Below are 21,954 nucleotides of genomic sequence, written 5' to 3'. Positions count from 1 at the left end.
TCAGGCGCCGTTTGAATGCCAGAGCGCGGCGAAGAAGTGGCAGGTGCTGCCGCCCAGCACGAACAGGTGCCACACGAAGTGCGCGTAGCGCAGCTTCGAGTCGAACAGGAACACCACCGCACCGGCGGTGTACGACAGGCCGCCGGCCACCAGCCAGGCGAGTCCTGCGGCCGACATGCGCTCCACGAGCGGCACCGCGGCCACCACCGCCACCCAGCCCATCGCGACGTACAGGCCGGTGGACCAGAACGGGTGCTTGAGGCGGTCCATCAGCTTGGCGGCCACGCCCAGCGCCGCCGCGCCCCACACCACGCCGAACAGCGACCAGCCCCAGGCGCCGCGCAGCACGCCCAGCAGGAAGGGCATGTAGCTGCCGGCGATGAACAGGTAGATCGACGCATGGTCGAGCCGGTTGAGCCACACCTTGGCCCGGCCGGGCGGCAACGCGTGGTACAGGGTGGACACGAGATACAGCAGGATCGCGGTGCCGGCGAACAGGCTGGCGCCCACCACGTTGGCGGCGCCGCCATTGACGGCCGCGTGGTACACGAGGATGGGCAGCGAGCTCACGGCGAGCAGGAAGCCCAGGCCATGGCTCAGCGCATTGGCCAGTTCCTCGCCCCAGGTCTGAGGTCTGTCTTCGAGCGTCATGGCTGCGAATCCTAGACGAGACGCTTGACCTGAAGTCTGCTTGAGGTCGTAGCCTGTCAACAGGATCAACGGGATCAACAGGAGAACGGCATGGCCATCCAGCTCAACCACACCATCGTCCACGCGCGCGATCCGCAGGCCTCGGCCCGTGCCCTGACCGCGCTGCTGGGACGGGCCGAGCCGTTTCGCTTCGGGCCCTTCTTCTGCGTCGAGCTCGACAACGGCGTGACGCTGGACTTCCTCGCGCAGGAGGAGGACACCGTGCAGTCCCAGCACTATGCGTTCCTGGTGAGCGAGGCCGAGTTCGAGCAGATCTACCGCCGCATCCGCGAACGCGGGATCGAGCACTGGGCCGACCCGGGCCGGCGGCAGAGCGGGCAGATCAACCACCACGACGGAGGCCGCGGCGTCTATTGGGCTGATGCAGACGGCCACCTGCTGGAGATCATCACGCGGCCGTATGGCGGGGCGGGCGACTGAGGAACGGCGATTGCCGTGCAAGATGGAGGCCTTGCCTGCCTCGACACCGATGCACGAACGATGAACCACGTCTACTCACCCAACGAGCCGCCCCGCGCCGAAGTCGATGCGCTGCCCGGCGCCACCCTGCTGGAATTCGGCGCACCCTGGTGCGGCATCTGCGCAGCTGCCCAGCCGCACATCGCGCAAGCCTTGACCGGCCACCCGCAGCTGCGCCACCTCAAGATCGAGGATGGCAAGGGTCGCCCGCTCGGCCGCTCCTTCGGCGTGAAGCTGTGGCCCACGCTGGTGTTCCTGGTGGACGGCCAGGAAATGACCCGGCTGGTGCGCCCCACCGACGCCGGACAGATCGGGCAGGCGCTGGCGCAACAGGCCCAGGCGGTGCGCGCCGCGCACCCGGCTTCCCAGCCTCAGGCGTAGGTGTCCACCAGCGTGCCGCCGCGCAGGCGCTCGTGCTGGAACCACAGCAGCACGCCCAGCTCCACGCTGATGCGGTGGGTGTCGTCGAGCGACACCGTCATCGTGCCGCGCGTAGCGGCGGGTGTGGCGCCCTGCTCGAAATAGAGCGGCTTGGGCGGGCTCATGTCGAGCGCGCCCTTGAAGATCTCGTTGCGGGTGAGCGGAAACTGCGGTGAGGAAGTGATGCGCATGGCGAGCGGTGCCGGGCTTGCGAAAAGCGGCGGCGCGCATGGTAAGCGAAGCGAGCCGCTGCTCAGGTCAGCGGCTCGCGCGCGGCGCGGAAATTCGCACGGTCTGCCGGCGCGATCGCGGCCAGTTCAGCGGCGCCGGTAGTGCGTCGTCATGAACGAGGCCCACTGCCCGTCCTTGCCGAGCACCCAGGCGCTGAGGGTGCGGTGGTCGTCGCTCTTGAATTCGATCACGTCGCGGTATTTCGCGGTCTTGCCTTCGACCTCGAAGTCCGGGCCCTCGGCGCCCAGCGTCAGCGTCTTCCCGGCGGCATCGAGGAATCCCTCGTCATAGACCCAGAGCCTGTCCATCATCGAGCCCACCCAGGTGCCCACGAAGCGCTGCTGTTTCGTGTCATAGCCCAGGGTGAGCAGCGAGCTCGCCGTGCCGCTGCCGGGCATTTCGCCCTGGCCTTCGCACACCACCCAGGCACCGCCCAGCGCGCGCACGGTTTCCGTGCCGTGGAACTTTTCGGCCGGCTTGCCGGGCCCTGACAGTGCCTCGCCTTCGTAGGTCCATTCGCCCACCAGCTTCTGCAGCCAGTGGTGTTGCTTCTGCAGTTCGACAAACGCGCTCATGTGGTGTCTCCAGCCAAGCTGCCCTGGAACCGCCCCGCGGCATGGTGCCGCTCAGGTCTCGTACACGGTGTCCAGCGAGCGGAAGCCCTTGACCTCGATCGGGTTGCCGCAAGGGTCGCGGAAGAACATCGTCCACTGCTCGCCGGGCTGACCTTCGAAACGCACCTGGGGCTCCATCACGAAGGCCACGCCGGCCGCCTTCAGCCGCCCGGCCAGCGCCTGCCAGTCGGGCAGCTCGAGCACCAGCCCCAGGTGCGGCATGGGCACGAGGTGCCCGCCCACCCGGCCGGTGTCGGTGGTGGCAAACGGCTCGCCCAGGTGCAACGAGATCTGGTGGCCGAAGAAGTCGAAGTCGACCCAGGTGTCGGTGCTGCGGCCCTCGCGGCAGCCGAGCACGCCGCCGTAGAAGCGGCGGGCGTCGCCGAGGTCGCGCACGTGGTAGGCGAGGTGGAAGAGGCTGCGCATGGAAGGGAGGAACTGCGAAGTGGAGGCGGCCATCCTATGGCCTTCGTGCAAGGCGCCAGCGGCGTTTACGATCGCCGCCAGCCGAGCGTCAACGAAGGAGGGACACCATGATTCTTGAAGTGGCCGACATCCGCATCCCTGCGGGGCAGCAGGCGGCTTTCGACGAGGCGATCCAGCGCGGGGTCGATAGCGTGATCAGCCAGGCCCGGGGGTTTCGCGGCTACAAGGTGAACCGGGGCGTCGAGTCGCCCGAGCGCTACCTGCTGATGATCTGGTGGGACACGCTGGAGGACCACACGGTGGGCTTCCGCCAGTCGCCGGCGTTTGCCGCCTGGCGTGCGATCGTCGGGCCGTTTTTCGCCCAGCCGCCGCAGGTGGAGCACTTCGAGCTGGTGGCCAAGTCGGGCAGCGAGGGCTGACCCGGGGCATGGCGGCCGCAGGAGCGGTCAGAGAGGGGCGTGGTGGTGGTGCCCGTGATGCAGATGCATCTGGCGACGGGCCGTCTGCCACAGCGTCTGCACTGCGTCGACGCCGCCGACCAGCAGGGCCACCGGCAGGGCGACCGCCATGCCCAGCAGGAAGACCGGCAGTACGACCATCAGCACCAGGAGGCCGGCGGCTCGGCGCAACAGGCGCGCCGGGCCGAAGGTCTTGCGCACTTCGGGTTGCTGAAGGGGGGCGCAGGGGGCCAGGGCGTCGTGGTGGTGCATGGTTGGCGCGGAGCAAGCTCACCGTGGAGACGGGTTCAATGTAGCGCCGAGCCCCCCGAATGAGGGGGATCTCTGTGTGACTAAATGTGTCATTTCGTTGACATCGGTGATTCCAACCCCGGGTCGGCCGGCGAGGGCGCTGACGTCCGCCCCGATTGCCCGGCGCTGCGCTCCTGCCTACCATCCCTGCGCCGTCTCCTGCCGCCTCTCGCAGCACGATGAAACACGACCTCGCCGAAGGCGCGCAGGCCGCCGCCGTTCAAGCGGCGGCTGCTGCGCAGGTGCGCCACTTCCGGCAGGTCCTGCTGTGGCCGCTGCGCCTCTTGCCCATGGCGGCCGACCGCCCGAAGAAGCCGTGGGAGCTGCTGCAGACGCTGCACGGTTCTCCCTGGCGCGAGGTGGTCGACGAGTACACCGGCGACCCGGAGGGCTTCCACGAGCGCCACTACAACGAGTTCGTGAGCTTCCTGCCCTACGTGCAGCGCTTCCTCTACGGCGAAGGGCGGGCCCGGCGCGGCGGCGGCGCTCCCGATGCCGTGACCGGCTCGCCGATGCGGGTGCTGCGCCGCCGCGACGTGGCCCGGGTGCGCGTGACCACGCGCGAGGGCGAAGCACCGGTGGTGCTCGAGGTGGCTCACGTCGATCTCTATTTCTTCTACGACGTCGACGTGGTGCTGCTCAACGTCGAGGTGCATGCCGGCGAGCTGAGCCTTTCGCGCGCTCAGGAGCTCATGTACCGCTTCGGCCGCGCCTACCCGGCCGGCTGGGACGCAGCCGGTCAGCCGCTGCATGCGATGCGCTCGGTCGAGTGGCTGGCCGCCGACGGCACCGTGGTGGCCGCCTCGGACTCGCAGCAGCGGGAGGGCTTCCTGGCCCACGTGGCCGAACACCGGGCGCCCCGCATCGCCTCGCACTGGGCCTGGCTGCTCGATCCGCTGGTGGGCGACCACTCCGGCAGCGAAGGGGTCTTGCGCTACCGGCAGATCGAGTACTACCGCATGCCGCTGATGGCCTACCTGGCGCTCGACGAACCACGCGAACTCACGCGTGACGACTTCATCCGCCTGGGGCTGGTGGTGGGCGCGGGCGAGGCCGATGCCGCGCTGCCGTTCGGCACCGCACACCTGGCCGACTTCGAGCAGCGCTACTGCTACGACCGCTTCTGGACCGAGGCCGGGGCGGCGCCCAACACCCGCTACCTGTGCAGCGGCCATTCGCTGGTGGTGGTGGGCGATGCACAGTCCGACTTCTACGGCTGCCGCGACCGCGGCGTGCTGGCGCAGTTTCGCCACCAGCACTTCCTGCTGTTCATGATTGCGCACTTCCAGAAGGCGGCGCTGCTGATGTTCTCGGACGTGCTGGTCGAAGCGCTGAAGCAGCTCGACGTGAGCGATGCGGCCAGTGTGCGCCGCTTCAAGCGCGCGATCCGCTCGACCTTCGAGAGCTTCCTGCGTTTCACCCACCGCTACTGGTTTCACGAGGTGTCCCAGCAGGCGCAGGTGAAGGCTCTGTTCCACCTGTGCGCCAGGCACCTCGAGCTCGATGCGCTGTATGCCGAGGTGAAGGAGCGGGTCGCCGACATGAACAGCTACCTCGACGCCGACAGCCTGCGCCGCCAGGCCAACACGGTGGTGCGGCTCACGGTCGTCACGATCTTCGGCCTCATCGGCACCGTGACCACCGGTTTCCTCGGCATGAACCTCATTGCCGCGGCCGACGAGCCGCTGGCCTTGCGGCTGCTCTATTTCGTGGTCGTGTTCGCCGGCACCTGGGTGCTCACCGTCTACACCATCATGAAGTCCAAGCGCCTGTCGGACCTGCTGGATGCGCTGTCGGACGAGCGCCTGCCGCTCATCGGCAAGCTGCGCTCGCTGTTCGCCGTGTGGGGCCGGCGCTCCGAATGACCCGGGGGACGAGGCGTCTCAGAGGTCGATGTCCCAGCAGCATTCGCAGCGCTTGCAGCGCACCGACAGCCGCTTGTAGCGGGCGTCTTCATCGACCGGCAGCCATTTGGCATAGGCGTCGCACTGGGGGCAGACCGCCTGGTTGGCGATGTGTTCCGCATGCATCAAGAGGTACACATAGCGCCGCAGGGCCCACAGGCCGATGGCTGCGCTGGCGGTGGCGCATGCCACGGTGAGCAACTGGTCGGCCAGCGGGGCCGAGCCGCTGTAGACCTCGGCGCTGCCCAGCAGCCCCACCGCGCTCAGCACCAGCAGCACCAGGTGGGCATGGCTGTGGATCAGCTCCCGCTCGTACCACTTGCGAAAGCCCAGTTGCCGGATGGTTTGCGCAGCCTTCATGGCAATGCTCCCGCCGATGGCGGCCAGCCAGATCCGGCGGGCCTGGGGGTGCATCTTCCCACCGCCGCCCGCAGTCCGCTCGCCGGGGACCGTGCCCCTTCGCTCAGCGGGGCGGGCGAATTTTTTCTGGGTGCCGCGAATCCGTTTTGCATACTGGCGCCTCTTTGGCTGGTGAGGGTCGTCCTCATGCAACCGTCAAGGTGAACTCCGATGTTTCATGTGAAGAACGTGCCGGTCTGGGAACGGGTGTTGCGCGTGCTGGCCGGTCTGGCGGTGGCGGCCGCCGCCCTGTACTGGCTGCCGGGCCCGTGGGGCTGGCTGGTGGCGGCCGGGGCGCTGGGGCTCGTGGCGTCGGGCCTCGTGGGCTACTGCCCGATGTGTGCCATGGTCGGGCGCCGGCTCGACGTGCCGCCGCGCTGAGGCCGCGCGCCATGGCCTTGGCAATGCGACACGAACCCTTGCTGGCCGCCGCCCATGGCGGCGACCCGCAGGCCCTCGACCAGCTGCTGCGGGTGTGCCGGCCCGACATCCGCCGCTATGCGCAGCGGCATTGCCTCGTCAGCGACGTGGACGACGCGGTGCAGGAGGCGATGCTGATCCTGGCGCGGCGGCTGCGGTCGCTGCGGGCGCTGCCCGCCTTCACCGGCTGGCTCATCCGCGTGGTGCAGCGCGAGTGCCGGCGCCTCGGGCGCGCGGCCTTCCGCTTCGACCCCTATGACGAGGAGAAGCTGGAGCAGTGGCTGGCCGTGCACTCCGACGACAGCCTGCGCCTGGAGCTGGCACAGGCGCTGGAGTCGCTGCCGGGGCACTACCGCGAGGTCATCCTGCTGCGCGACTTCGAGGAACTCACCATCGGCGAGATCGCCGGGCGCACGCGGCTCACCCCCACGGCGGTGAAGAGCCGCCTGCACCGCGCGCGCAGCCTGGCGCGCGAATACCTGCTGGGCGGGGAGAATCCGCGCAGCTGACGACACGCCCGAGACCATGCCCCGCTTTGCCGCCAACCTTTCGATGATGTATGCGGAGCACCCCTTCCTCGACCGCTTTGCGGCCGCGGCGAAGGACGGCTTCACCGCGGTGGAGTACCTGTTCCCGTACCGGTACGAGCCGGCGGTGCTGGCGCAGCGGCTGGCCGAGCATGGCCTTTCGCAGGTGCTGTTCAACGCGCCGCCGGGCGACTACGAAGCCGGCGATCGGGGACTCGCCTGCCTGGGCGGCCGCGAGGACGAGTTCAGGCGGGGTTTCGTCGAGCAGGGCCTGCGCCATGCGCAGGCCCTGCGCTGCCCGCGCATCCATGTGATGGCCGGGCTGGCTCCTGCGGGCGCCGACCGTGCGGCGCTGCGGGCCACCTACGTGGCCAACCTCGCCTGGGCCGCGGAGCAGGCGGCGAGCGCAGGCGTCGACGTGCTGATCGAGCCGATCAACACCCGCGACATGCCCGGCTACTTCCTCAACCGGCAGGAAGAAGCACACCAGATCGTGCAGGAAATCGGCGCCGCCAACCTCAAGGTGCAGATGGACCTCTACCACTGCCAGATCGTCGAGGGCGACGTCGCGACGAAGCTGCGCCGCTACCTGCCCGGCGGCCGGGTCGGGCACCTGCAGATCGCCGGCGTGCCCGAGCGGCACGAGCCCGACGTGGGCGAGCTGAACTACCCCTATCTCTTCGCGCTGATCGACGAGCTCGGCTTCGACGGCCACGTGGGTTGCGAATACCGGCCGCGCGCCGGCACCAGCGCGGGGCTGGGCTGGCTTCGGGCGTGGCGCGGGCTCAGCTGAACCGGCGGCGGCTCACATGCTGCGGCGGTACTGGCCGCCCACCTCGAACAGCGCGCTGGTGATCTGACCGAGCGAACACACCCGCACCGCGTCCATCAGCACCTCGAACACGTTGCGGTTCTCGATCACCGCCTGCTGCAGCCGCTTGAGCATCGCGGGCGACTCCTTCGCATGGCGGGCATGGAAGGCCGCCAGGCGCTCGAGCTGCGACTGCTTTTCCTCTTCGGTGGAGCGTGCCAGCTCCAGCACTTCGGGGATTGCATCGCCATGCGGGTTGCGGAAGGTGTTGACGCCGATGATGGGCAGCTCGCCGGTGTGCTTCTGCATCTCATAGTGCATCGACTCGTCCTGGATGCGGCCGCGCTGGTAGCCGGTTTCCATGGCGCCCAGCACGCCGCCGCGTTCGCTGATGCGCTCGAACTCGGCCAGCACCGCCTCTTCGACCAGCTCGGTGAGCTCGTCGATGACGAAGGCGCCCTGGTTGGGGTTCTCGTTCTTGGCCAGGCCCCACTCGCGGTTGATGATGAGCTGGATCGCCATCGCGCGGCGCACGCTCTCTTCGGTGGGCGTGGTGATCGCCTCGTCGTAGGCGTTGGTGTGCAGCGAGTTGCAGTTGTCGTAGACCGCGATCAACGCCTGCAGCGTGGTGCGGATGTCGTTGAAGGCGATCTCCTGCGCATGCAGGCTGCGCCCGGACGTCTGCACGTGGTACTTGAGCTTCTGGCTGCGCTCGTTGGCCCCGTACTTCTCCTTCATGGCGACCGCCCAGATGCGGCGCGCCACCCGGCCCAGCACGGTGTATTCGGGATCCATGCCGTTGCTGAAGAAGAACGACAGGTTGGGCGCGAAGTCGTCGATGTGCATGCCGCGCGCCAGGTAGGCCTCCACGAAGGTGAAGCCGTTGGACAGCGTCATGGCCAGCTGCGAGATCGGGTTCGCCCCGGCTTCGGCGATGTGGTAGCCGCTGATGGACACCGAGTAGAAGTTGCGCACGTTGTGGTGCACGAAGTATTCGGCGATGTCGCCCATCACCTTCAGCGAGAACTCGGTCGAGAAGATGCAGGTGTTCTGGCCCTGGTCTTCCTTCAGGATGTCGGCCTGCACCGTGCCGCGCACGTTCTCCAGCACCCAGGCCCGGATCTTCTGCGCCTCGGTGTCGGTGGGGTCGCGGCCGTTGTCGGCGCGGAACTTCTCGAGGTTCTGGTCGATGGCGGTGTTCATGAACATCGCCAGGATGGTCGGCGCCGGGCCGTTGATCGTCATCGACACCGAGGTGCCCGGGTGGGTGAGGTCGAAGCCGCCGTAGAGCACCTTCATGTCGTCCAGCGTCGCGATGGAGACGCCGGAGTTGCCGACCTTGCCGTAGATGTCGGGCCGCACGGCCGGGTCGTGACCGTACAGCGTGACCGAATCGAATGCGGTGGACAGCCGCTTGGCCGGCATGCCTTCGGAGAGCAGCTTGAAGCGCCGGTTGGTGCGGAACGGATCGCCCTCGCCGGCGAACATGCGGGTCGGGTCCTCGCCCTCGCGCTTGAAGGCGAAGACGCCGGCGGTGTAGGGGTAGCTGCCCGGCACGTTCTCGAGCATCAGCCACTTCAGCAGCTCGCCATGGTCTTCGTATTGCGGCAGCACCACCTTGCGGATCTTGGTGCCCGACAGCGAGGTGTGCACGAGCGAGGTGCGGATCTCCTTGTCGCGGATCTTCACCACGTACTCGTCGCCCGAATACGACTTCTGCATCTGCGGCCATTGCTCGAGCAGCTTGCGGGCGTCGGGCGAAAGGCGGCCTTCGCGTTCTGCCGCGAGGTCCTCCAGAGCGGGCGCGCCCTCGGTGCGGCCGGCCCGCGACAGCATGCGGGCGGACGCCTTCAGCTGCTGCACCTCGCGGGCGAGCCGGGCTTCGCCGCGAGCGCGCGCCTTGTAGCCGCGCACCGTGTCGGCGATCTCGGCCAGATAGCGCACGCGCGCGGCCGGCACCACCGGCGTCTGGTGGGTGCTGTGGCGGGTGTCCACCCGGGGCAGCCGGCCCTCGGCGAGCTTCAGGCCCAGCTCGGCCAGGCGCGGGGCGAGCGCCTGGTACAGGGCTGTCACGCCGTCGTCGTTGAAGCGGCTGGCCATGGTGCCGAACACCGGCATCTGGTCGGGCTTCCTGCCGAAAGCCTCCTTGTTGCGCTGCACCTGCTTGCTCACGTCGCGCAAGGCGTCGAGCGCGCCCTTGCGGTCGAACTTGTTGATGGCCACATATTCGGCGAAGTCCAGCATGTCGATCTTCTCGAGCTGGCTGGCCGCGCCGTATTCGGGCGTCATCACGTACATCGGCACGTCCACGTGCGGCACGATCGCCGCATCGCCCTGGCCGATGCCCGAGGTTTCGACGATCACCATGTCGAAACGGGCCGCCCGGCAGGCGGCGATCACTTCGGGCAGCGCCGCGCTGATCTCGCTGCCGGCCTCGCGGGTGGCCAGGCTGCGCATGAAGACCCTGGGCCCGTGCTGCCACGGCCCGATGGCATTCATGCGGATGCGGTCGCCCAGCAGCGCGCCGCCGCTCTTGCGCCGCGAAGGGTCGATGCTGATGACTGCGATGCGCAGCGCGTCGTCCTGGTCGAGCCGCAGCCGGCGGATCAGCTCGTCGGTCAGCGACGACTTGCCGGCGCCGCCGGTGCCGGTGATGCCGAGCACCGGCACCTTCGCGCCGCTGGCCGCGTCGTGCAGCGCCGCCTTCAACCCTGCATCGGCGCGGCCGTTCTCGAGCGCCGTGATCAGCTGCGCCAGCGCCCGCCAATTCGATTCGTCATGCCCGCGGATTGCGTCGAGCCTCTTCGGCGCGGCGCCGGTGAGGTCTCGGTCGCAGCGCATCACCATCTCGCCGATCATCCCGGCCAGTCCCATGCGCTGGCCATCTTCGGGGCTGAAGATGCGCACGCCATGGTCGGCAAGGTCGCGGATTTCCGCCGGCACGATGACGCCGCCGCCGCCGCCGAACACCTGGATGTGCTCGCCGCCGCGCGCGCGCAGCAGCTCCACCATGTACTTGAAGTATTCGACGTGGCCGCCCTGGTAGGAGCTCACCGCGATGCCCTGCACGTCTTCCTGCAGCGCCGCGGTCACCACCTCGTCGACCGACCGGTTGTGCCCCAGGTGGATCACTTCGGCGCCCATGCTCATGAGGATGCGCCGCATGATGTTGATCGACGCGTCGTGCCCGTCGAACAGCGACGCGGCGGTGACGAAGCGCACCTTGTGGGTCGGCCGGTACTCGGCCAGCGCTTTGAATTCGGCGGACAGGTCGGTCATGTCGTCTCCTCGGCCCAGGGGTGGCCGGCGATCTTGGTCGTTCAAATTGACGTTTACGTAAACGTCAATATAACCGCAAAGCCTTCTAACACGAGCCGCCGTCCTCCGGCGCGGCTGTTGCAGCCGGGCAGTTACGGCTGGTCACCGGCAGAGAAGGGCTACACAATGCGGCCCCAGCCCGAATCACCCGAGTACCCCCGATGATCCCGCTGAAGACTCCCGAGGGCCAACAGGAATTGACCCGGCGTTCGCACGGCCTCAGCCAGAAGCACCGCACCATCCTGCTGCTGGTGGATGGCCGCCGCTCGCTCGACGAGGTCATGGGCCTGGCCCAGCACGCAGGTGCCACGCCCAAGCATTTCGAGGAGCTGCTGGTGCTCGGGCTGGTGCTGCTGCCGGAGGTGCCCATCGCCGCGGTGATCGAGGAGGTCGACATTCCGGTGTCCACCGGCCTCACGCAGCCGCCGCCCCAGGAAGACGTGGCCGGGGAATCCGTCGATGGTCCGGCGCCGCTCGCCGGCCAGCCGCAGCCCGTAGCTGCCGGCGCGCCCAACGAAGCCGCGCTGCTGCTGGAATCCGCACGCGAAATGCTGGCCGACCTGATCCGCACCGCCGCGCCGGTCAGCGGCGCCCTCACGCTGATGAAGGTGCGCCGCGCCCAGGGCCGTGAGGAACTGGCTGACCTGCTTTACGAGGTGCAGAGCAAGGTCGAGCGTTCGCGCACCAAGCCGGCTGACGTGGACCGCACGCTGCAGCGCGCGCGCGAGCTGCTGTTCGGCAGCAGCCTGTCCGGCGAGGACCTACCATTCGAAGCGCCTTACACGCAGCAGCCGGCCTGATCCGCGGGTTGCCGCTGCGCGGCGGTACAAGACGCAGCGGCCCTTCATCCCATGAGTTTTCTCGCCATCGACATCGGCAACACGCGCCTGAAGTGGGCGCAGTACGCGGCACCGAAGCCCGGTGCCGCCTTGCTGGCGCATGGCGCTGCCTTCCTCGAGACCATCGACCACCTGACCGACGCCGATCGCGACGGCGAGTGGGCCAGGCTGGCGGCACCCGACAGCATGCTGGGCTGCTGCGTTGCCGGCGACGCGGTGCGCCACCGGGTCGAGGAACAGCTCGAGTTGTGGGACCTGTCGCCCAGCTGGGTGGTGTCGACCGCCGGTGAAGCCGGCGTCACCAACGGCTACGACCACCCGGGGCGGCTGGGCACCGACCGCTGGGTGGCCTTGATCGGCGCCCGCTGGCGCCTGCTCGACGCCGGCCACAAGGGCCCGGCGCTGGTGGTGATGGTGGGTACGGCCGTGACGGTGGACGCGCTCGATGCCCACGGACACTTCCTGGGCGGCTTCATCCTGCCGGGCCACGGCATCATGCTGCGGTCGCTCGAAAGCGGCACCGCCGGCCTGCGCGTGCCCACCGGCGAGGTGACCGAATTTCCGGCCAACACCAGCGATGCGCTCACCAGCGGCGGCACCTATGCCATCACCGGCGCCATCGAGCGCATGCACCGCAGCATCGCGCAGCGCTGCGGCGCCGCGCCGCGCTGCGTCATCACGGGCGGCGCCGGCTGGAAGGTCGCGCCTTACCTGGGTATTCAGTACGAACTGGTCGAAAGCCTGATCTTCGACGGGCTGCTGGTCATCGCGCAGCAGCGCGGGCTGCGCTAGCGGCTCACAGGATGTAGCGCGACAGGTCTTCGTTCTTCGACAGGTCGCCCAGCTTGCCGTCCACGTAGGCGGCGTCGATGGCCACCGTCTGGCCGCCGAGCTTCGGAGCGTCGAAGCTCACTTCGTCGAGCAACCGCTCCATCACGGTGGACAGCCTTCGCGCGCCGATGTTCTCGGTGCGCTCGTTCACGTCGTGCGCGATCTGCGCGAGCCGGCGGATCGCCTCCGGCTTGAACTCGACCGTCACGCCTTCGGTGGCCAGCAGGGCCTGGTACTGCTTCACCAGGCTCGCATGCGTGGTGGTGAGGATGGCCTCGAAGTCGTCCACCGACAGCGAGCCGAGTTCCACGCGGATCGGAAAGCGTCCCTGCAACTCGGGGATCAGGTCGCTCGGCTTGGACAGGTGGAAGGCGCCCGATGCGATGAACAGGATGTGGTCGGTCTTCACCATGCCGTACTTGGTGTTGACGGTGGTGCCTTCCACCAGCGGCAGCAGGTCGCGCTGCACGCCCTGGCGCGACACGTCGGCGCCGCCGGCTTCAGAGCGCGAGGCGACCTTGTCGATCTCGTCGATGAAGACGATGCCGTTCTGCTCGGCGTTGTTGACCGCCTGCGTCTTGAGCTCGTCCTCATTCACCAGCTTGGCGGCCTCCTCGTCGATCAGCAGCTTCAGTGCCTCGGCGATCTTGAGCTTGCGGGTCTTGCGCTTCGGGCCGCCCAGGTTGGCGAACATGCCGCGCAGCTGCTCGGCCATGTCTTCCATGCCGGGCGGGCCCATGATCTCGAGCGCCGCACGGGGCTCGGCCACTTCGATCTCGATTTCCTTGTCGTCCAGCGTGCCCTCTCGCAGCCGCTTGCGCATCACCTGGCGGGCGGTGTTGTCGGCCGGCGGCGATTCGGCCGGGGTGATGCCGAAGCCGGTGCTGCGCGGCGGCGGCACCAGCACGTCGAGCACGCGGTCCTCGGCGGCGTCTTCGGCGCGCGCGCGGTTGGCACGTACGGCGGCCTCGCGGGCCTGCTTCACCGCCATGTCGACCAGGTCGCGCACGATGGTGTCGACGTCCTTGCCGACGTAACCCACCTCGGTGAACTTGGTGGCCTCGACCTTGATGAAGGGCGCATCGGCCAGCCGGGCCAGCCGCCGCGCGATCTCGGTCTTGCCCACGCCGGTGGGGCCGATCATCAGGATGTTCTTCGGCGTGATCTCGCCGCGCAGCCGCTCGTCGACCTGCTGGCGGCGCCAGCGGTTGCGCAGCGCGATGGCCACGGCGCGCTTGGCGTCCTTCTGGCCGACGATGTGGCGGTCGAGTTCGGAGACGATCTCCTGGGGCGTCATGGTGCTCATGCGGATACCACCTTGTCGTCGCTGCCCAGCGTCTCGATCGTGTGGTGCTGGTTGGTGTAGATGCACAGGTCGCCCGCGATCTCGAGCGACTTCTTCACCACCTGCGCCGCCCCCAGCTCGGTGTGGTCGAGCAGGGCGCGGGCTGCGGCTTGTGCGTAGGCGCCGCCGGAGCCGATGGCGATGATGCCCTGCTCGGGCTCCAGCACGTCGCCGTTGCCGGTGATGATGAGCGAGGCGTCGGCATCGGCCACCGCCAGCATGGCCTCCAGCCGGCGCAGCACGCGGTCGGTGCGCCAGTCCTTCGTGAGCTCGATGGCCGAGCGGATGAGATGGCCCTGGTGCTTCTCGAGCTTGGCCTCGAACCGCTCGAACAGCGTGAAGGCGTCCGCCGTGGCGCCGGCAAAGCCGGCGAGCACCTGGTCGCGGTACAGCTTGCGGACCTTGCGGGCCGATGCCTTGACGACGATGTTGCCGAGCGTGACCTGGCCGTCGCCGCCGATGGCGACCTGACGGCCGCGGCGCACGCTCACGATGGTGGTGCCGTGGTAGATGTCCATAAGGGGGGAGAGCTGAGGCTGAAGCGACAGGCTTCAACAGGAGGTGCAGCTTACGCGGCTGCCAAAACCCCTGTGCGGCAGCGCACGCGGCCGCCGGCAGGCGCTAGATGTTGCGGACCTTGACCCGGGCGTGTTCGTTGATGCCCATCGCGCCGTAGAACAGCGCGACCAGCCGGTGCGCTTCTTCGAAATTGACGGTGCGGTTCTCGCCGCGACGAGCCAGCACCCAGTTGAGCAGGTCGCCGGCCGCGATGAAGTCGACCCGGATCAGCTTGGAGCAGGTGACGTTGACGATGGTGGCGCTGCCCAGCTGCGCCTGCAGTCGCTCGAGCGTGTGGCCGATGTCGCCGACCAGCTGGCCGGAGAGTTCGACCGTGGCCACCTGCACCACGCCTTCGTCGACGATCTGCGACTCGACGAAGCCGGTGGACACGTCGCTGATGACGGACGACGCCGGCGCGACGGTAGAGCCGCCGCCTTCGCTCACCCGTACCACGCACTTCGCGGGTTCCCAGGACGGCGGCGAAACCTCGTAGGTGACGCAGTAGTCGATCGCCACCTCGTCGAACTGGTCGGGGCGGTTGGCCAGGCGCAGCGCGTCCAGGCGCAGCAGCCAGTACACCGGGTCGGCATCACGCACGCCCGTCGGCGCTGTGTCGCCCAGCACGTTGAGCAGGCGTTCGCCACCCAGCCAGCGCATCTCGATGGCCTGGGCAGCCCAGCCGCGGAACAGCAGGCTGAGCTGGTGGGCGGCCTCGGGGTCGACGCTTCTCACGGCGCTCCAGTCGAGCACCCACGGCAGCGGCATCTGCAGGGTCTGGGAACGCAGCCGCGCGACCGCGTCCATGTCCACCACGTCGGGCGATACCCAGCCGATCGAGCCGTCGATGCGCGGCGCGGCAGGGCCACCGGTTGCGGGCTTCTCCTCGGCCGCCGCCTCGGCGACGAGCCTGGGCAAGGAGAACCACTGCGGTGCCGACCAGCCGAACTGCTGGGCATAGTCGAGCGCGAGGCTTTCGAACTTGTGCTGCTGGCCGATCGCCCGGTACAGGTCGAACAGCACCAGCCAGGTCTCGGCATGCTGCGAGCGGCTGCCGCCGGCACCCACCAGCGACGAGAGCGATTGCTCACACAGCTCGAAATCTGCGTTGGCGAAAGCGATCACCGCCTCGTCGAGCTCGGGGTCGTGGGCGATCTCGTTGACTTCGACGGCAAACGGGTTGGAGAAGTCTCCCGCCATGGGCGAGGGCGACAGCGGCGAGGTGCCGCCGCCCATCACGGCGGCTGCCGGCGTCGGCGCAGCCGCCGGCGCTGCCGGCCGGCCCGCGGCCGACAGGCCCATCGGCTGGGTTGCCGCCTCGCCGATGGCGGCCGGCTGGGTCGGCGCGTTGTAGAACGACGAGGGCCGGGCCGGTACGTGGCGGCTGGTGCCGAAACCTTCGCCCACCATCTGCTGCTCGATCTCGTCGATCTTGGCCTTGACGGTGGCATCGGCCCGGGCGTCCATCAGCCGGGGTTCGGAATCATCGAGGTTCGAAGAGCCGGCCAGCGCCGCCAGGCCGTCGCCGGACAGTCCTTCGCGGCGTACCTTGCGCAGCATGTCGAACTCGCGCTTGCGCACGAAGTCGTTGCGACGCTTGCGCTCGATCATGGCCTTGAGCTCGGACTTGGCGTACTCGCTTTCCGGCGCATCCGGGCGTGAACTGAGCTCCGCCCAGTCCGTGGCCGGGTTGGCCACGAACCTCACGACCTTGCGAAAAAAGCTCTCGCCGTCTTTGGGATCGGACATCAGCTGCTCGGTTGGGGCTGGACGCGTTTGGAGTGGTGCAGGCCGTCCGGGTTCAGTCGCCGAACATCTTTTGCTTCATCTCGCGGCGCTGCTGCGCCTCGAGCGACAGCGTGGCGGTAGGCCGTGCGATCAGGCGGCCCAGCCCGATGGGCTCGCCGGTTTCGTCGCAGTAGCCGTATTCGCCGGCGTCGATGCGGGCCAGCGCCTGGGAGATCTTCTTGAGCAGCTTGCGCTCGCGGTCGCGGGTGCGCAATTCGAGGGCGTGCTCTTCCTCGATGGTGGCGCGGTCGGCCGGGTCGGGCACGATGGACGTGTCCTCGCGCAGGTGTTCGGTGGTTTCGCCTGCGTTCTCGAGCAGGTCTTCACGCTGGCGCTGCAGCTTGGTGCGGAAGAACTCCAGCTGCTTGTCGTTCATGTACTCGCTGTCCGGCATGGCCAACACTTCGGCATCGGTCAGCTCGCGGCCAGGCTTGCTCTTCCAGACGTTGGCCAGCTTGGGGTCCACCTTGATGGTCGGCTTGGGGAAATCGTTGACTACGGTGTTCATGGGTCGGCTGGGTATCCCCAGAGGTGCGGGTCGGGTCGCCGCCGCTGCGGGTGCAACCGGTGCAGGCGCAGGGGCGGGTTTGGCATGAACCGGCGCCGCCTTGGCTGCCGGCGCTGCCGGAGCAGCCTTGGGAGCCGGTTTGGCAGCCGGCTTCGCTGGAGCCTTGGCGACAGCGGTCTTTGCAGCCGCCTCGGCGGGCGCCTTGGAAGCGGGCTTGGCCTTCGCGGCACTCGCGCTGCTCGCGGTCGCCTTCTTGGCGGCCGGCTTGGCTGCAGGTTTGGTGCTGGTTGCTCGCTGGGCCGTGGTTTTGCTCACTGGGGTCTCCTCGCAACGGCTTTATACCTGCTCCGGCAGGCTGGGGCGCGCCTTCCTGCTCTTTTGGGCGCGCGGATTGTAGCCACGTTGTTTCCCGGCTGACCCGGGCAATTCGTTGCGAGCCGCAACCCCCTCAGGCCAGGCACTGCTCCAGGCCCTGCAGGAGGATGTCCTTGGGCAGGTCGACGCCGATGAACACCATCTTGCTGGTTCGTTTCTCTCCTTCGGCCCATTTCGGCCCCACATCGCTGCCCATCAATTGGTGGACACCCTGAAACACGACCTTGCGGTCGAAACCCTGCATGTTCAGCACGCCCTTGTAGCGCAGCATGCGCGGTCCGTAGATCTGGACGATCGCGCCGAGGAAGTCCTCGAGCTTGGCGGGCACGAGCGGCCGGTCGGCGCGGAAGACGAAGCTCTTCACGTCGTCGTCGTGGGCATGGTGGTGCGGGTGGTCGCAGTGCTCGCCATGCACGTGGTCATGGTCGTGATCGTGATCGTGATCGTGATCATGCCCGTGGTCGTGGTCGTCGGCCGACAGGAACTCCGGGTCGATCTCGAGCTTGGCGTTGAGGTTGAAGCCGCGCAGGTCGAACACCTCCGACAGCGGCACTTCGCCGAAGTGCACTGCCTTCTGCGGCGCACGGGGGTTCATGTGCTTCAGCCGGTGGATCAGCTCGTCCACCTCCTGCTTGGCAACGAGGTCGGTCTTGCTGATGAAGATCTGGTCGGCGAAGCCCACCTGGCGGCGCGCCTCCTGCCGGTCGTTGAGCTGCTGCTCGGCATGCTTGGCGTCCACCAGCGTCAGGATGGAGTCGAGCAGGTAGACCTCGGCGATCTCGTCGTCCATGAAGAAGGTCTGGGCCACCGGCCCCGGGTCGGCCAGGCCGGTGGTCTCGATCACCACCCGGTCGAACTCGATCTCTCCCTTGCGCTTCTTTTCGGCCAGGTCGGCCAGCGTGGAGCGCAGGTCCTCGCGGATGGTGCAGCAGATGCAGCCGTTGTTCATCTGGATGATCTGCTCTTTCGTGTCGGCCACCAGGATGTCGTTGTCGATGTTCTCCTCGCCGAACTCGTTTTCGATCACGGCGATCTTCTGGCCGTGGGCTTCGGTGAGCACGCGCTTGAGCAGGGTGGTCTTGCCCGAGCCCAGGAAGCCGGTGAGGATGGTGGCGGGGATGAGTGACATGGCTGTTCGGTTGGCGGCCGCTCTTGAAAGCGTCCAGGTGGGGACGCGGAAAATGTTGATCAAGCCCCCCGGGCTGTCAAGCCACGCAATGCCGGGAACAGGGCTGCGGGCAGGGCCGAGGGGGCGCAGATGGTAGCGCCGCGCGTGCACCGTCACGGCCTTGGGGTATTCTTGCGGGTCTCCCGACTGCCGACACCCCCTCGTGTCAGACACCCATCCTGGTCGGCCGCGCGCGGCCGACAAGCGCACGTTCTTCGAGCGCCTGGTCGAATTCCTTTCGCCCGGGCCGGACTCGAAGGACGAACTCATCGAGACCCTGGCCGATGCCGAGCAGCGCGAGCTGATCGAGCCGGAGTCCCGGATCATGCTCGAAGGCGTGATCCGCATGGCCGACATGACTGCCGGCGACGTCATGGTGGCGGCCCGGCGCATGGACATGCTCGACATCGACGCCGCCTACGACGACCTGCTGGGCGTCGTCATCGGCACCGGGCATTCGCGCTTTCCGGTCTACGAAGGCGAACGCGACAACATCATCGGCGTGCTGCTGGCCAAGGACCTCCTCAAGCTGCAGCGCGCGCCCGAGCTCAACCTGCGCACCCTGCTGCGCCCGGCAGTGTTCGTGCCCGAGTCCAAGAACCTCAACGAGCTGCTGCGCGACTTCCGCTCGAATCGCAACCACCTGGCCGTCGTGATCGACGAATTCGGCAAGACCGCCGGGCTCATCACGATCGAAGACGTGCTGGAAGAGATCGTCGGCGAGATCGAGGACGAATTCGACGACAAGAACGGCGAAAGCGCCGTCTTCACCCTGGCCGACGGCAGCCGCCGTGTGGCCGGCGACGCGCCGATCGCCGAGGTCAACGGCGTCTTCGGTACCAGCTACCCGGACGACGAGTTCGACACCATCGGCGGGCTGGTCGCACAGGAACTCGGCCGCGTGCCGCGCCGCGGCGAGGCGGTCGACGTCGGCGGCCTGCGCTTCACCGTGATGCTGGCGCGCGGCGGCGCCGTGCGCTGGTTCAAGGTGACGCCCGCACCCGAGTCTGCCGACGCACCGGCGTCCCAGCATTGAAGCCGCGCCTGCTGCCGGCGCTGCGCTCGCCCTGGCCGCTCTGGCAGGAAGCCCTGGCCGGCCTGGCGCTGGGCGGACTGCATGCGCAGGCCTTCGCTCCGGCGGTGCTCTGGTGGCTGCAGCTGGCCTGCGTGGCCGGGCTGGCCTGGCGCTGCGCACAGCTCGCCAACCGCCGGGCCGCCGCCGTGCTGGGCTGGTCGTTCGGCACCGGCTGGCTGGTGGGCGGCGTCTGGTGGCTGTTCATCAGCATGCACACCTACGGTCACCTGCCCGCCTGGCTGGCGGCGCTGGCCGTGCTGCTGCTGGCCGGCTTCCTGGCGCTGTACCTGGCGGCCGCGCTGGCGCTCTTCGTCAGGCTGCGAAGCGGCCGACCCTGGCGTGACGCCGCTCTGTTCGCCGCTTTGTGGCTGCTGGCCGAGCTGGCCCGCGGGTTGATCTTCACCGGCTTCCCCTGGGTGGCGGCAGGCTATGCCCACACCGAAGGGCCGCTGCAGTGGCTGGCGCCCTGGGTGGGCGTCTACGGCATGGGGGCGGCGGCGGCCTGGCTGTCGGTGCTGTTCGCCACGCCCGGCTGGCGTGGCCGATCGGCGGTCGCCGGGGTGCTGGGCGTGCTGGCGCTGCTGCCGGTGGTGCCTTTCACCCAGCCGACCGGCACGCTGTCGCTCAGCCTGATCCAGGGCAACGTGCCGCAGGACGAGAAGTTCTCCGCCGACCACCTGCCCGATACGCTGGTCTGGCACGGGCGCACCCTGCTGGCCGCCCGGGGCGATCTTGTGGTCGGCCCCGAAACCGTGATCCCGCTGCTGCCCGACCAGCTGCCGCCCGACTACTGGGAGATGCTGGTGCAGCACTTCCAGCGCGGCGGTACCGCCGCGCTGCTGGGCGTGCCGCTCGGCAGCTTCCAGGCGGGCTACACCAACTCGGCGGTCGGGCTGTCGCGCGACAACCCCTCGGCCACCGAGGTGTACCGCTACGACAAGCACCACCTGGTGCCGTTCGGCGAGTTCATCCCGTTCGGCTTCCGCTGGTTCGTGGACCTGATGCAGATGCCGCTGGGCGACTTCAACCGCGGCATCCTGAACGCGCCCTCGTTCACCGTGAAGGGCGAGCGGGTGGCCCCCAACATCTGCTACGAAGACCTGTTCGGCGAGGAGCTGGCCGCGCGCTTCGTCGATGCGGCCCGCGCGCCCACCGTCTTTGCCAACCTCAGCAACATCGCCTGGTTCGGCGAGTCGGTGGCGGTGGACCAGCACCTGCAGATCTCGCGGCTGCGCGCGCTGGAGTTCCAGGTGCCGATGATCCGCGCCACCAACACCGGCGCCACCGTGGTGATCGACCGCACCGGCCGCGTGACCCATGCGCTGCCTCCCCACACCCGCGGCGTGCTCGAGGCGCAGGTGCAGGGCGCCAGCGGCGTGACGCCCTATGCCTGGTGGGCCGGCCGGCTGGCGCTGTGGCCGCTGGCGGCGCTGGCGGCGGCCGTGGTGGCCTGGGCCTGGCGGGCTGGTCGCCGGGCGCCGGGCGCCCCCTAAAATCAGCCGCTCAGCCCGCCGTCCGGCGGGCTCGTCTTCACCCAAAAGCACACCCGATGCTGACCTTCCAGCAAATCATCCTGCGCCTGCAACAGTACTGGGACGCCCAGGGCTGCGCGCTGCTGCAACCCTATGACATGGAAGTGGGGGCCGGCACCAGCCACACCGCCACCTTCCTGCGCGCGCTGGGCCCCGAGCCCTGGAAGGCCGCCTACGTGCAGCCGAGCCGCCGCCCCAAGGACGGCCGCTACGGCGAGAACCCCAACCGGCTGCAGCACTACTACCAGTACCAGGTGGTGCTCAAGCCGGCGCCGGCCAACATCCTCGAGCTGTATCTCGGTTCGCTGCAGGCGCTGGGCTTCGACCTCAGGAAGAACGACATCCGCTTCGTCGAGGACGACTGGGAGAACCCGACGCTCGGCTGCTGGGGCCTGGGCTGGGAGGTCTGGCTCAACGGCATGGAAGTGACCCAGTTCACCTACTTCCAGCAGGTGGGGGGCATCGAATGCAAGCCCATCACCGGCGAGATCACCTACGGCCTGGAGCGCCTGGCGATGTACCTGCAGGGCGTGGACAACGTCTACGACCTGAAGTGGACAGAAGGCCTCAGCTACGGCGACGTCTACAAGCAGAACGAGGTCGAGCAGTCGGCCTACAACTTCGAGCACAGCAACGTCGAGTTCCTGCTGCATGCCTTCGGCAGCCATGAGTCGCAGGCCCAGTACCTGATGCAGCAGCAGCTGGCGCTGCCGGCCTACGAGCAGGTGCTCAAGGCCGGCCACACCTTCAACCTGCTCGATGCGCGCGGCGCCATCAGCGTGACGGAGCGCGCCGCCTACATCGGCCGCATCCGCAACCTCGCGCGGGCGGTGGCGCAAAGCTATGTCGACAGCCGCGCGCGGCTGGGCTTCCCGATGGCACCCAAGGCCTGGGCCGACGAAGTGGTCGCGCAGATCGAGAAGAAGAAGGAGAAGGTGGCGTGACC

General features: G+C 68.4%; 24 protein-coding genes. 12 read left to right on the top strand and 12 right to left on the bottom strand.

Features of this window, described 5'->3' with window-relative positions; translation table 11 throughout:
- Positions 1 to 651: a PAQR family membrane homeostasis protein TrhA gene (gene trhA / locus E8D38_RS02370; protein ID WP_140626112.1), complete on the bottom strand. Its 651-nt coding sequence runs from the start codon at positions 649 to 651 to the stop codon at positions 1 to 3.
- A gap of 90 nt (positions 652 to 741) precedes the next feature.
- On the opposite strand from trhA, the gene E8D38_RS02365 reads away from it, so the two are divergent.
- Both E8D38_RS02365 and E8D38_RS02360 read left to right on the top strand, forming a co-directional pair.
- Complete coding sequence (locus E8D38_RS02365; RefSeq protein ID WP_140626111.1) at positions 742 to 1,131, top strand: VOC family protein; 390 nt, start codon at positions 742 to 744, stop codon at positions 1,129 to 1,131.
- A gap of 60 nt (positions 1,132 to 1,191) precedes the next feature.
- Entirely contained in the window at positions 1,192 to 1,551 is a 360-nt protein-coding gene (locus E8D38_RS02360) for a thioredoxin family protein (protein ID WP_140626110.1), read from the top strand.
- On the opposite strand, the gene E8D38_RS02355 is transcribed toward E8D38_RS02360, so the two are convergent.
- The 3 genes from E8D38_RS02355 to E8D38_RS02345 form a co-directional block, all read right to left on the bottom strand.
- A complete protein-coding gene (locus E8D38_RS02355) occupies positions 1,542 to 1,781 on the bottom strand; it encodes a hypothetical protein (protein WP_140626109.1) in 240 nt (79 codons plus the stop codon). The genes E8D38_RS02360 and E8D38_RS02355 overlap by 10 nt on opposite strands.
- A gap of 126 nt (positions 1,782 to 1,907) precedes the next feature.
- Entirely contained in the window at positions 1,908 to 2,396 is a 489-nt protein-coding gene (locus E8D38_RS02350; RefSeq protein WP_140626108.1) for a DUF1579 domain-containing protein, read from the bottom strand.
- Between the two features lie 51 nt (positions 2,397 to 2,447).
- The gene (locus E8D38_RS02345; protein ID WP_140626187.1) at positions 2,448 to 2,861 is read right to left on the bottom strand and encodes a VOC family protein; all 414 of its coding nucleotides are present in this window, start codon (positions 2,859 to 2,861) and stop codon (positions 2,448 to 2,450) included.
- A gap of 107 nt (positions 2,862 to 2,968) precedes the next feature.
- On the opposite strand from E8D38_RS02345, the gene E8D38_RS02340 reads away from it, so the two are divergent.
- A complete protein-coding gene (locus E8D38_RS02340) occupies positions 2,969 to 3,280 on the top strand; it encodes an antibiotic biosynthesis monooxygenase family protein (RefSeq protein ID WP_140626107.1) in 312 nt (103 codons plus the stop codon).
- 27 nt (positions 3,281 to 3,307) lie between these two features.
- Here the strand turns inward: E8D38_RS02340 and E8D38_RS02335 are convergent, their stop codons facing one another.
- Positions 3,308 to 3,571, bottom strand: a complete 264-nt coding sequence (locus E8D38_RS02335) for a hypothetical protein (protein ID WP_140626106.1) — start codon at positions 3,569 to 3,571, stop codon at positions 3,308 to 3,310.
- A 218-nt stretch (positions 3,572 to 3,789) separates the two neighbouring features.
- Between E8D38_RS02335 and E8D38_RS02330 the strand changes: the two genes are divergently transcribed.
- Positions 3,790 to 5,475: a magnesium transporter CorA family protein gene (locus E8D38_RS02330; RefSeq protein ID WP_219851618.1), complete on the top strand. Its 1,686-nt coding sequence runs from the start codon at positions 3,790 to 3,792 to the stop codon at positions 5,473 to 5,475.
- Positions 5,476 to 5,493: 18 nt separating this feature from the next.
- On the opposite strand, the gene E8D38_RS02325 is transcribed toward E8D38_RS02330, so the two are convergent.
- A complete protein-coding gene (locus E8D38_RS02325; protein ID WP_140626105.1) occupies positions 5,494 to 5,874 on the bottom strand; it encodes a hypothetical protein in 381 nt (126 codons plus the stop codon).
- Between the two features lie 210 nt (positions 5,875 to 6,084).
- Between E8D38_RS02325 and E8D38_RS02320 the strand changes: the two genes are divergently transcribed.
- Genes E8D38_RS02320 through otnI form a run of 3 tightly spaced genes read left to right on the top strand, consistent with a single transcriptional unit; the run spans position 6,085 to position 7,653 of the window.
- On the top strand, positions 6,085 to 6,294 hold the full coding sequence (locus E8D38_RS02320) for a YgaP family membrane protein (protein WP_140626104.1): 210 nt from the start codon (positions 6,085 to 6,087) through the stop codon (positions 6,292 to 6,294).
- Between the two features lie 23 nt (positions 6,295 to 6,317).
- On the top strand, positions 6,318 to 6,842 hold the full coding sequence (locus E8D38_RS02315; RefSeq protein WP_246099313.1) for an RNA polymerase sigma factor: 525 nt from the start codon (positions 6,318 to 6,320) through the stop codon (positions 6,840 to 6,842).
- Between the two features lie 16 nt (positions 6,843 to 6,858).
- Positions 6,859 to 7,653 carry a 2-oxo-tetronate isomerase gene (otnI, locus tag E8D38_RS02310; protein ID WP_140626102.1) on the top strand — a complete coding sequence of 265 codons (795 nt, stop codon included), beginning with the start codon at positions 6,859 to 6,861 and terminating at the stop codon, positions 7,651 to 7,653.
- A 12-nt stretch (positions 7,654 to 7,665) separates the two neighbouring features.
- Here otnI and icmF read toward each other — a convergent pair whose 3' ends face one another.
- Positions 7,666 to 10,950: a fused isobutyryl-CoA mutase/GTPase IcmF gene (gene icmF, locus E8D38_RS02305; RefSeq protein ID WP_140626101.1), complete on the bottom strand. Its 3,285-nt coding sequence runs from the start codon at positions 10,948 to 10,950 to the stop codon at positions 7,666 to 7,668.
- 200 nt (positions 10,951 to 11,150) lie between these two features.
- On the opposite strand from icmF, the gene E8D38_RS02300 reads away from it, so the two are divergent.
- Positions 11,151 to 11,789 carry a hypothetical protein gene (locus E8D38_RS02300; RefSeq protein ID WP_140626100.1) on the top strand — a complete coding sequence of 213 codons (639 nt, stop codon included), beginning with the start codon at positions 11,151 to 11,153 and terminating at the stop codon, positions 11,787 to 11,789.
- A gap of 51 nt (positions 11,790 to 11,840) precedes the next feature.
- Positions 11,841 to 12,620: a type III pantothenate kinase gene (locus E8D38_RS02295; RefSeq protein WP_140626099.1), complete on the top strand. Its 780-nt coding sequence runs from the start codon at positions 11,841 to 11,843 to the stop codon at positions 12,618 to 12,620.
- Between the two features lie 4 nt (positions 12,621 to 12,624).
- On the opposite strand, the gene hslU is transcribed toward E8D38_RS02295, so the two are convergent.
- The 5 genes from hslU to E8D38_RS02270 form a co-directional block, all read right to left on the bottom strand.
- Positions 12,625 to 13,965: an ATP-dependent protease ATPase subunit HslU gene (hslU, locus tag E8D38_RS02290; RefSeq protein ID WP_140626098.1), complete on the bottom strand. Its 1,341-nt coding sequence runs from the start codon at positions 13,963 to 13,965 to the stop codon at positions 12,625 to 12,627.
- Positions 13,962 to 14,522, bottom strand: coding sequence for an ATP-dependent protease subunit HslV (hslV, locus tag E8D38_RS02285; protein ID WP_140626097.1), 561 nt, complete (start codon positions 14,520 to 14,522; stop codon positions 13,962 to 13,964). Before hslV ends, hslU begins: the two co-directional genes overlap by 4 nt.
- A 103-nt stretch (positions 14,523 to 14,625) precedes the next feature.
- Positions 14,626 to 16,311 carry a hypothetical protein gene (locus E8D38_RS02280; RefSeq protein WP_140626096.1) on the bottom strand — a complete coding sequence of 562 codons (1,686 nt, stop codon included), beginning with the start codon at positions 16,309 to 16,311 and terminating at the stop codon, positions 14,626 to 14,628.
- Positions 16,312 to 16,363: 52 nt separating this feature from the next.
- Positions 16,364 to 17,173 (bottom strand): RNA polymerase-binding protein DksA, encoded by an 810-nt coding sequence (dksA, locus tag E8D38_RS02275; protein WP_140626095.1) that lies wholly within the window; start codon positions 17,171 to 17,173, stop codon positions 16,364 to 16,366.
- A 133-nt stretch (positions 17,174 to 17,306) separates the two neighbouring features.
- On the bottom strand, positions 17,307 to 18,362 hold the full coding sequence (locus tag E8D38_RS02270; RefSeq protein ID WP_140626094.1) for a CobW family GTP-binding protein: 1,056 nt from the start codon (positions 18,360 to 18,362) through the stop codon (positions 17,307 to 17,309).
- Between the two features lie 202 nt (positions 18,363 to 18,564).
- Here E8D38_RS02270 and E8D38_RS28760 point away from each other — a divergent pair, with 202 nt between their 5' ends.
- Genes E8D38_RS28760 through glyQ form a run of 3 tightly spaced genes read left to right on the top strand, consistent with a single transcriptional unit; the run spans position 18,565 to position 21,952 of the window.
- Entirely contained in the window at positions 18,565 to 19,437 is an 873-nt protein-coding gene (locus E8D38_RS28760) for a CorC family transporter (protein WP_246099312.1), read from the top strand.
- On the top strand, positions 19,434 to 20,969 hold the full coding sequence (gene lnt, locus E8D38_RS28755) for an apolipoprotein N-acyltransferase (RefSeq protein ID WP_246099311.1): 1,536 nt from the start codon (positions 19,434 to 19,436) through the stop codon (positions 20,967 to 20,969). Before E8D38_RS28760 ends, lnt begins: the two co-directional genes overlap by 4 nt.
- Positions 20,970 to 21,025: 56 nt before the next feature.
- Entirely contained in the window at positions 21,026 to 21,952 is a 927-nt protein-coding gene (gene glyQ, locus E8D38_RS02260) for a glycine--tRNA ligase subunit alpha (protein ID WP_140626092.1), read from the top strand.
- Positions 21,953 to 21,954: the final 2 nt, after the last annotated feature.

The sequence above is a fragment of the Methylibium rhizosphaerae genome (assembly GCF_006386545.1).
In the GTDB taxonomy this organism is placed as follows: domain Bacteria; phylum Pseudomonadota; class Gammaproteobacteria; order Burkholderiales; family Burkholderiaceae_C; genus Pseudorivibacter; species Pseudorivibacter rhizosphaerae.
Note: the sequence above shows the minus strand (reverse complement) of the source record. Positions and strands in the feature narration are given on the sequence as shown.

Excerpts from the sequence above, each read along its gene's own strand:
- trhA (WP_140626112.1), bottom strand. The coding sequence starts at position 651 with ATGACGCTCGAAGACAGACCTCAGACCTGGGGCGAGGAACTGGCCAAT.
- E8D38_RS02365 (WP_140626111.1), top strand. The coding sequence starts at position 742 with ATGGCCATCCAGCTCAACCACACCATCGTCCACGCGCGCGATCCGCAG.
- E8D38_RS02360 (WP_140626110.1), top strand. The coding sequence starts at position 1,192 with ATGAACCACGTCTACTCACCCAACGAGCCGCCCCGCGCCGAAGTCGAT.
- E8D38_RS02355 (WP_140626109.1), bottom strand. The coding sequence starts at position 1,781 with ATGCGCATCACTTCCTCACCGCAGTTTCCGCTCACCCGCAACGAGATC.
- E8D38_RS02350 (WP_140626108.1), bottom strand. The coding sequence starts at position 2,396 with ATGAGCGCGTTTGTCGAACTGCAGAAGCAACACCACTGGCTGCAGAAG.
- E8D38_RS02345 (WP_140626187.1), bottom strand. The coding sequence starts at position 2,861 with ATGCGCAGCCTCTTCCACCTCGCCTACCACGTGCGCGACCTCGGCGAC.
- E8D38_RS02340 (WP_140626107.1), top strand. The coding sequence starts at position 2,969 with ATGATTCTTGAAGTGGCCGACATCCGCATCCCTGCGGGGCAGCAGGCG.
- E8D38_RS02335 (WP_140626106.1), bottom strand. The coding sequence starts at position 3,571 with ATGCACCACCACGACGCCCTGGCCCCCTGCGCCCCCCTTCAGCAACCC.
- E8D38_RS02330 (WP_219851618.1), top strand. The coding sequence starts at position 3,790 with ATGAAACACGACCTCGCCGAAGGCGCGCAGGCCGCCGCCGTTCAAGCG.
- E8D38_RS02325 (WP_140626105.1), bottom strand. The coding sequence starts at position 5,874 with ATGAAGGCTGCGCAAACCATCCGGCAACTGGGCTTTCGCAAGTGGTAC.
- E8D38_RS02320 (WP_140626104.1), top strand. The coding sequence starts at position 6,085 with ATGTTTCATGTGAAGAACGTGCCGGTCTGGGAACGGGTGTTGCGCGTG.
- E8D38_RS02315 (WP_246099313.1), top strand. The coding sequence starts at position 6,318 with ATGCGACACGAACCCTTGCTGGCCGCCGCCCATGGCGGCGACCCGCAG.
- otnI (WP_140626102.1), top strand. The coding sequence starts at position 6,859 with ATGCCCCGCTTTGCCGCCAACCTTTCGATGATGTATGCGGAGCACCCC.
- icmF (WP_140626101.1), bottom strand. The coding sequence starts at position 10,950 with ATGACCGACCTGTCCGCCGAATTCAAAGCGCTGGCCGAGTACCGGCCG.
- E8D38_RS02300 (WP_140626100.1), top strand. The coding sequence starts at position 11,151 with ATGATCCCGCTGAAGACTCCCGAGGGCCAACAGGAATTGACCCGGCGT.
- E8D38_RS02295 (WP_140626099.1), top strand. The coding sequence starts at position 11,841 with ATGAGTTTTCTCGCCATCGACATCGGCAACACGCGCCTGAAGTGGGCG.
- hslU (WP_140626098.1), bottom strand. The coding sequence starts at position 13,965 with ATGAGCACCATGACGCCCCAGGAGATCGTCTCCGAACTCGACCGCCAC.
- hslV (WP_140626097.1), bottom strand. The coding sequence starts at position 14,522 with ATGGACATCTACCACGGCACCACCATCGTGAGCGTGCGCCGCGGCCGT.
- E8D38_RS02280 (WP_140626096.1), bottom strand. The coding sequence starts at position 16,311 with ATGTCCGATCCCAAAGACGGCGAGAGCTTTTTTCGCAAGGTCGTGAGG.
- E8D38_RS02270 (WP_140626094.1), bottom strand. The coding sequence starts at position 18,362 with ATGTCACTCATCCCCGCCACCATCCTCACCGGCTTCCTGGGCTCGGGC.
- glyQ (WP_140626092.1), top strand. The coding sequence starts at position 21,026 with ATGCTGACCTTCCAGCAAATCATCCTGCGCCTGCAACAGTACTGGGAC.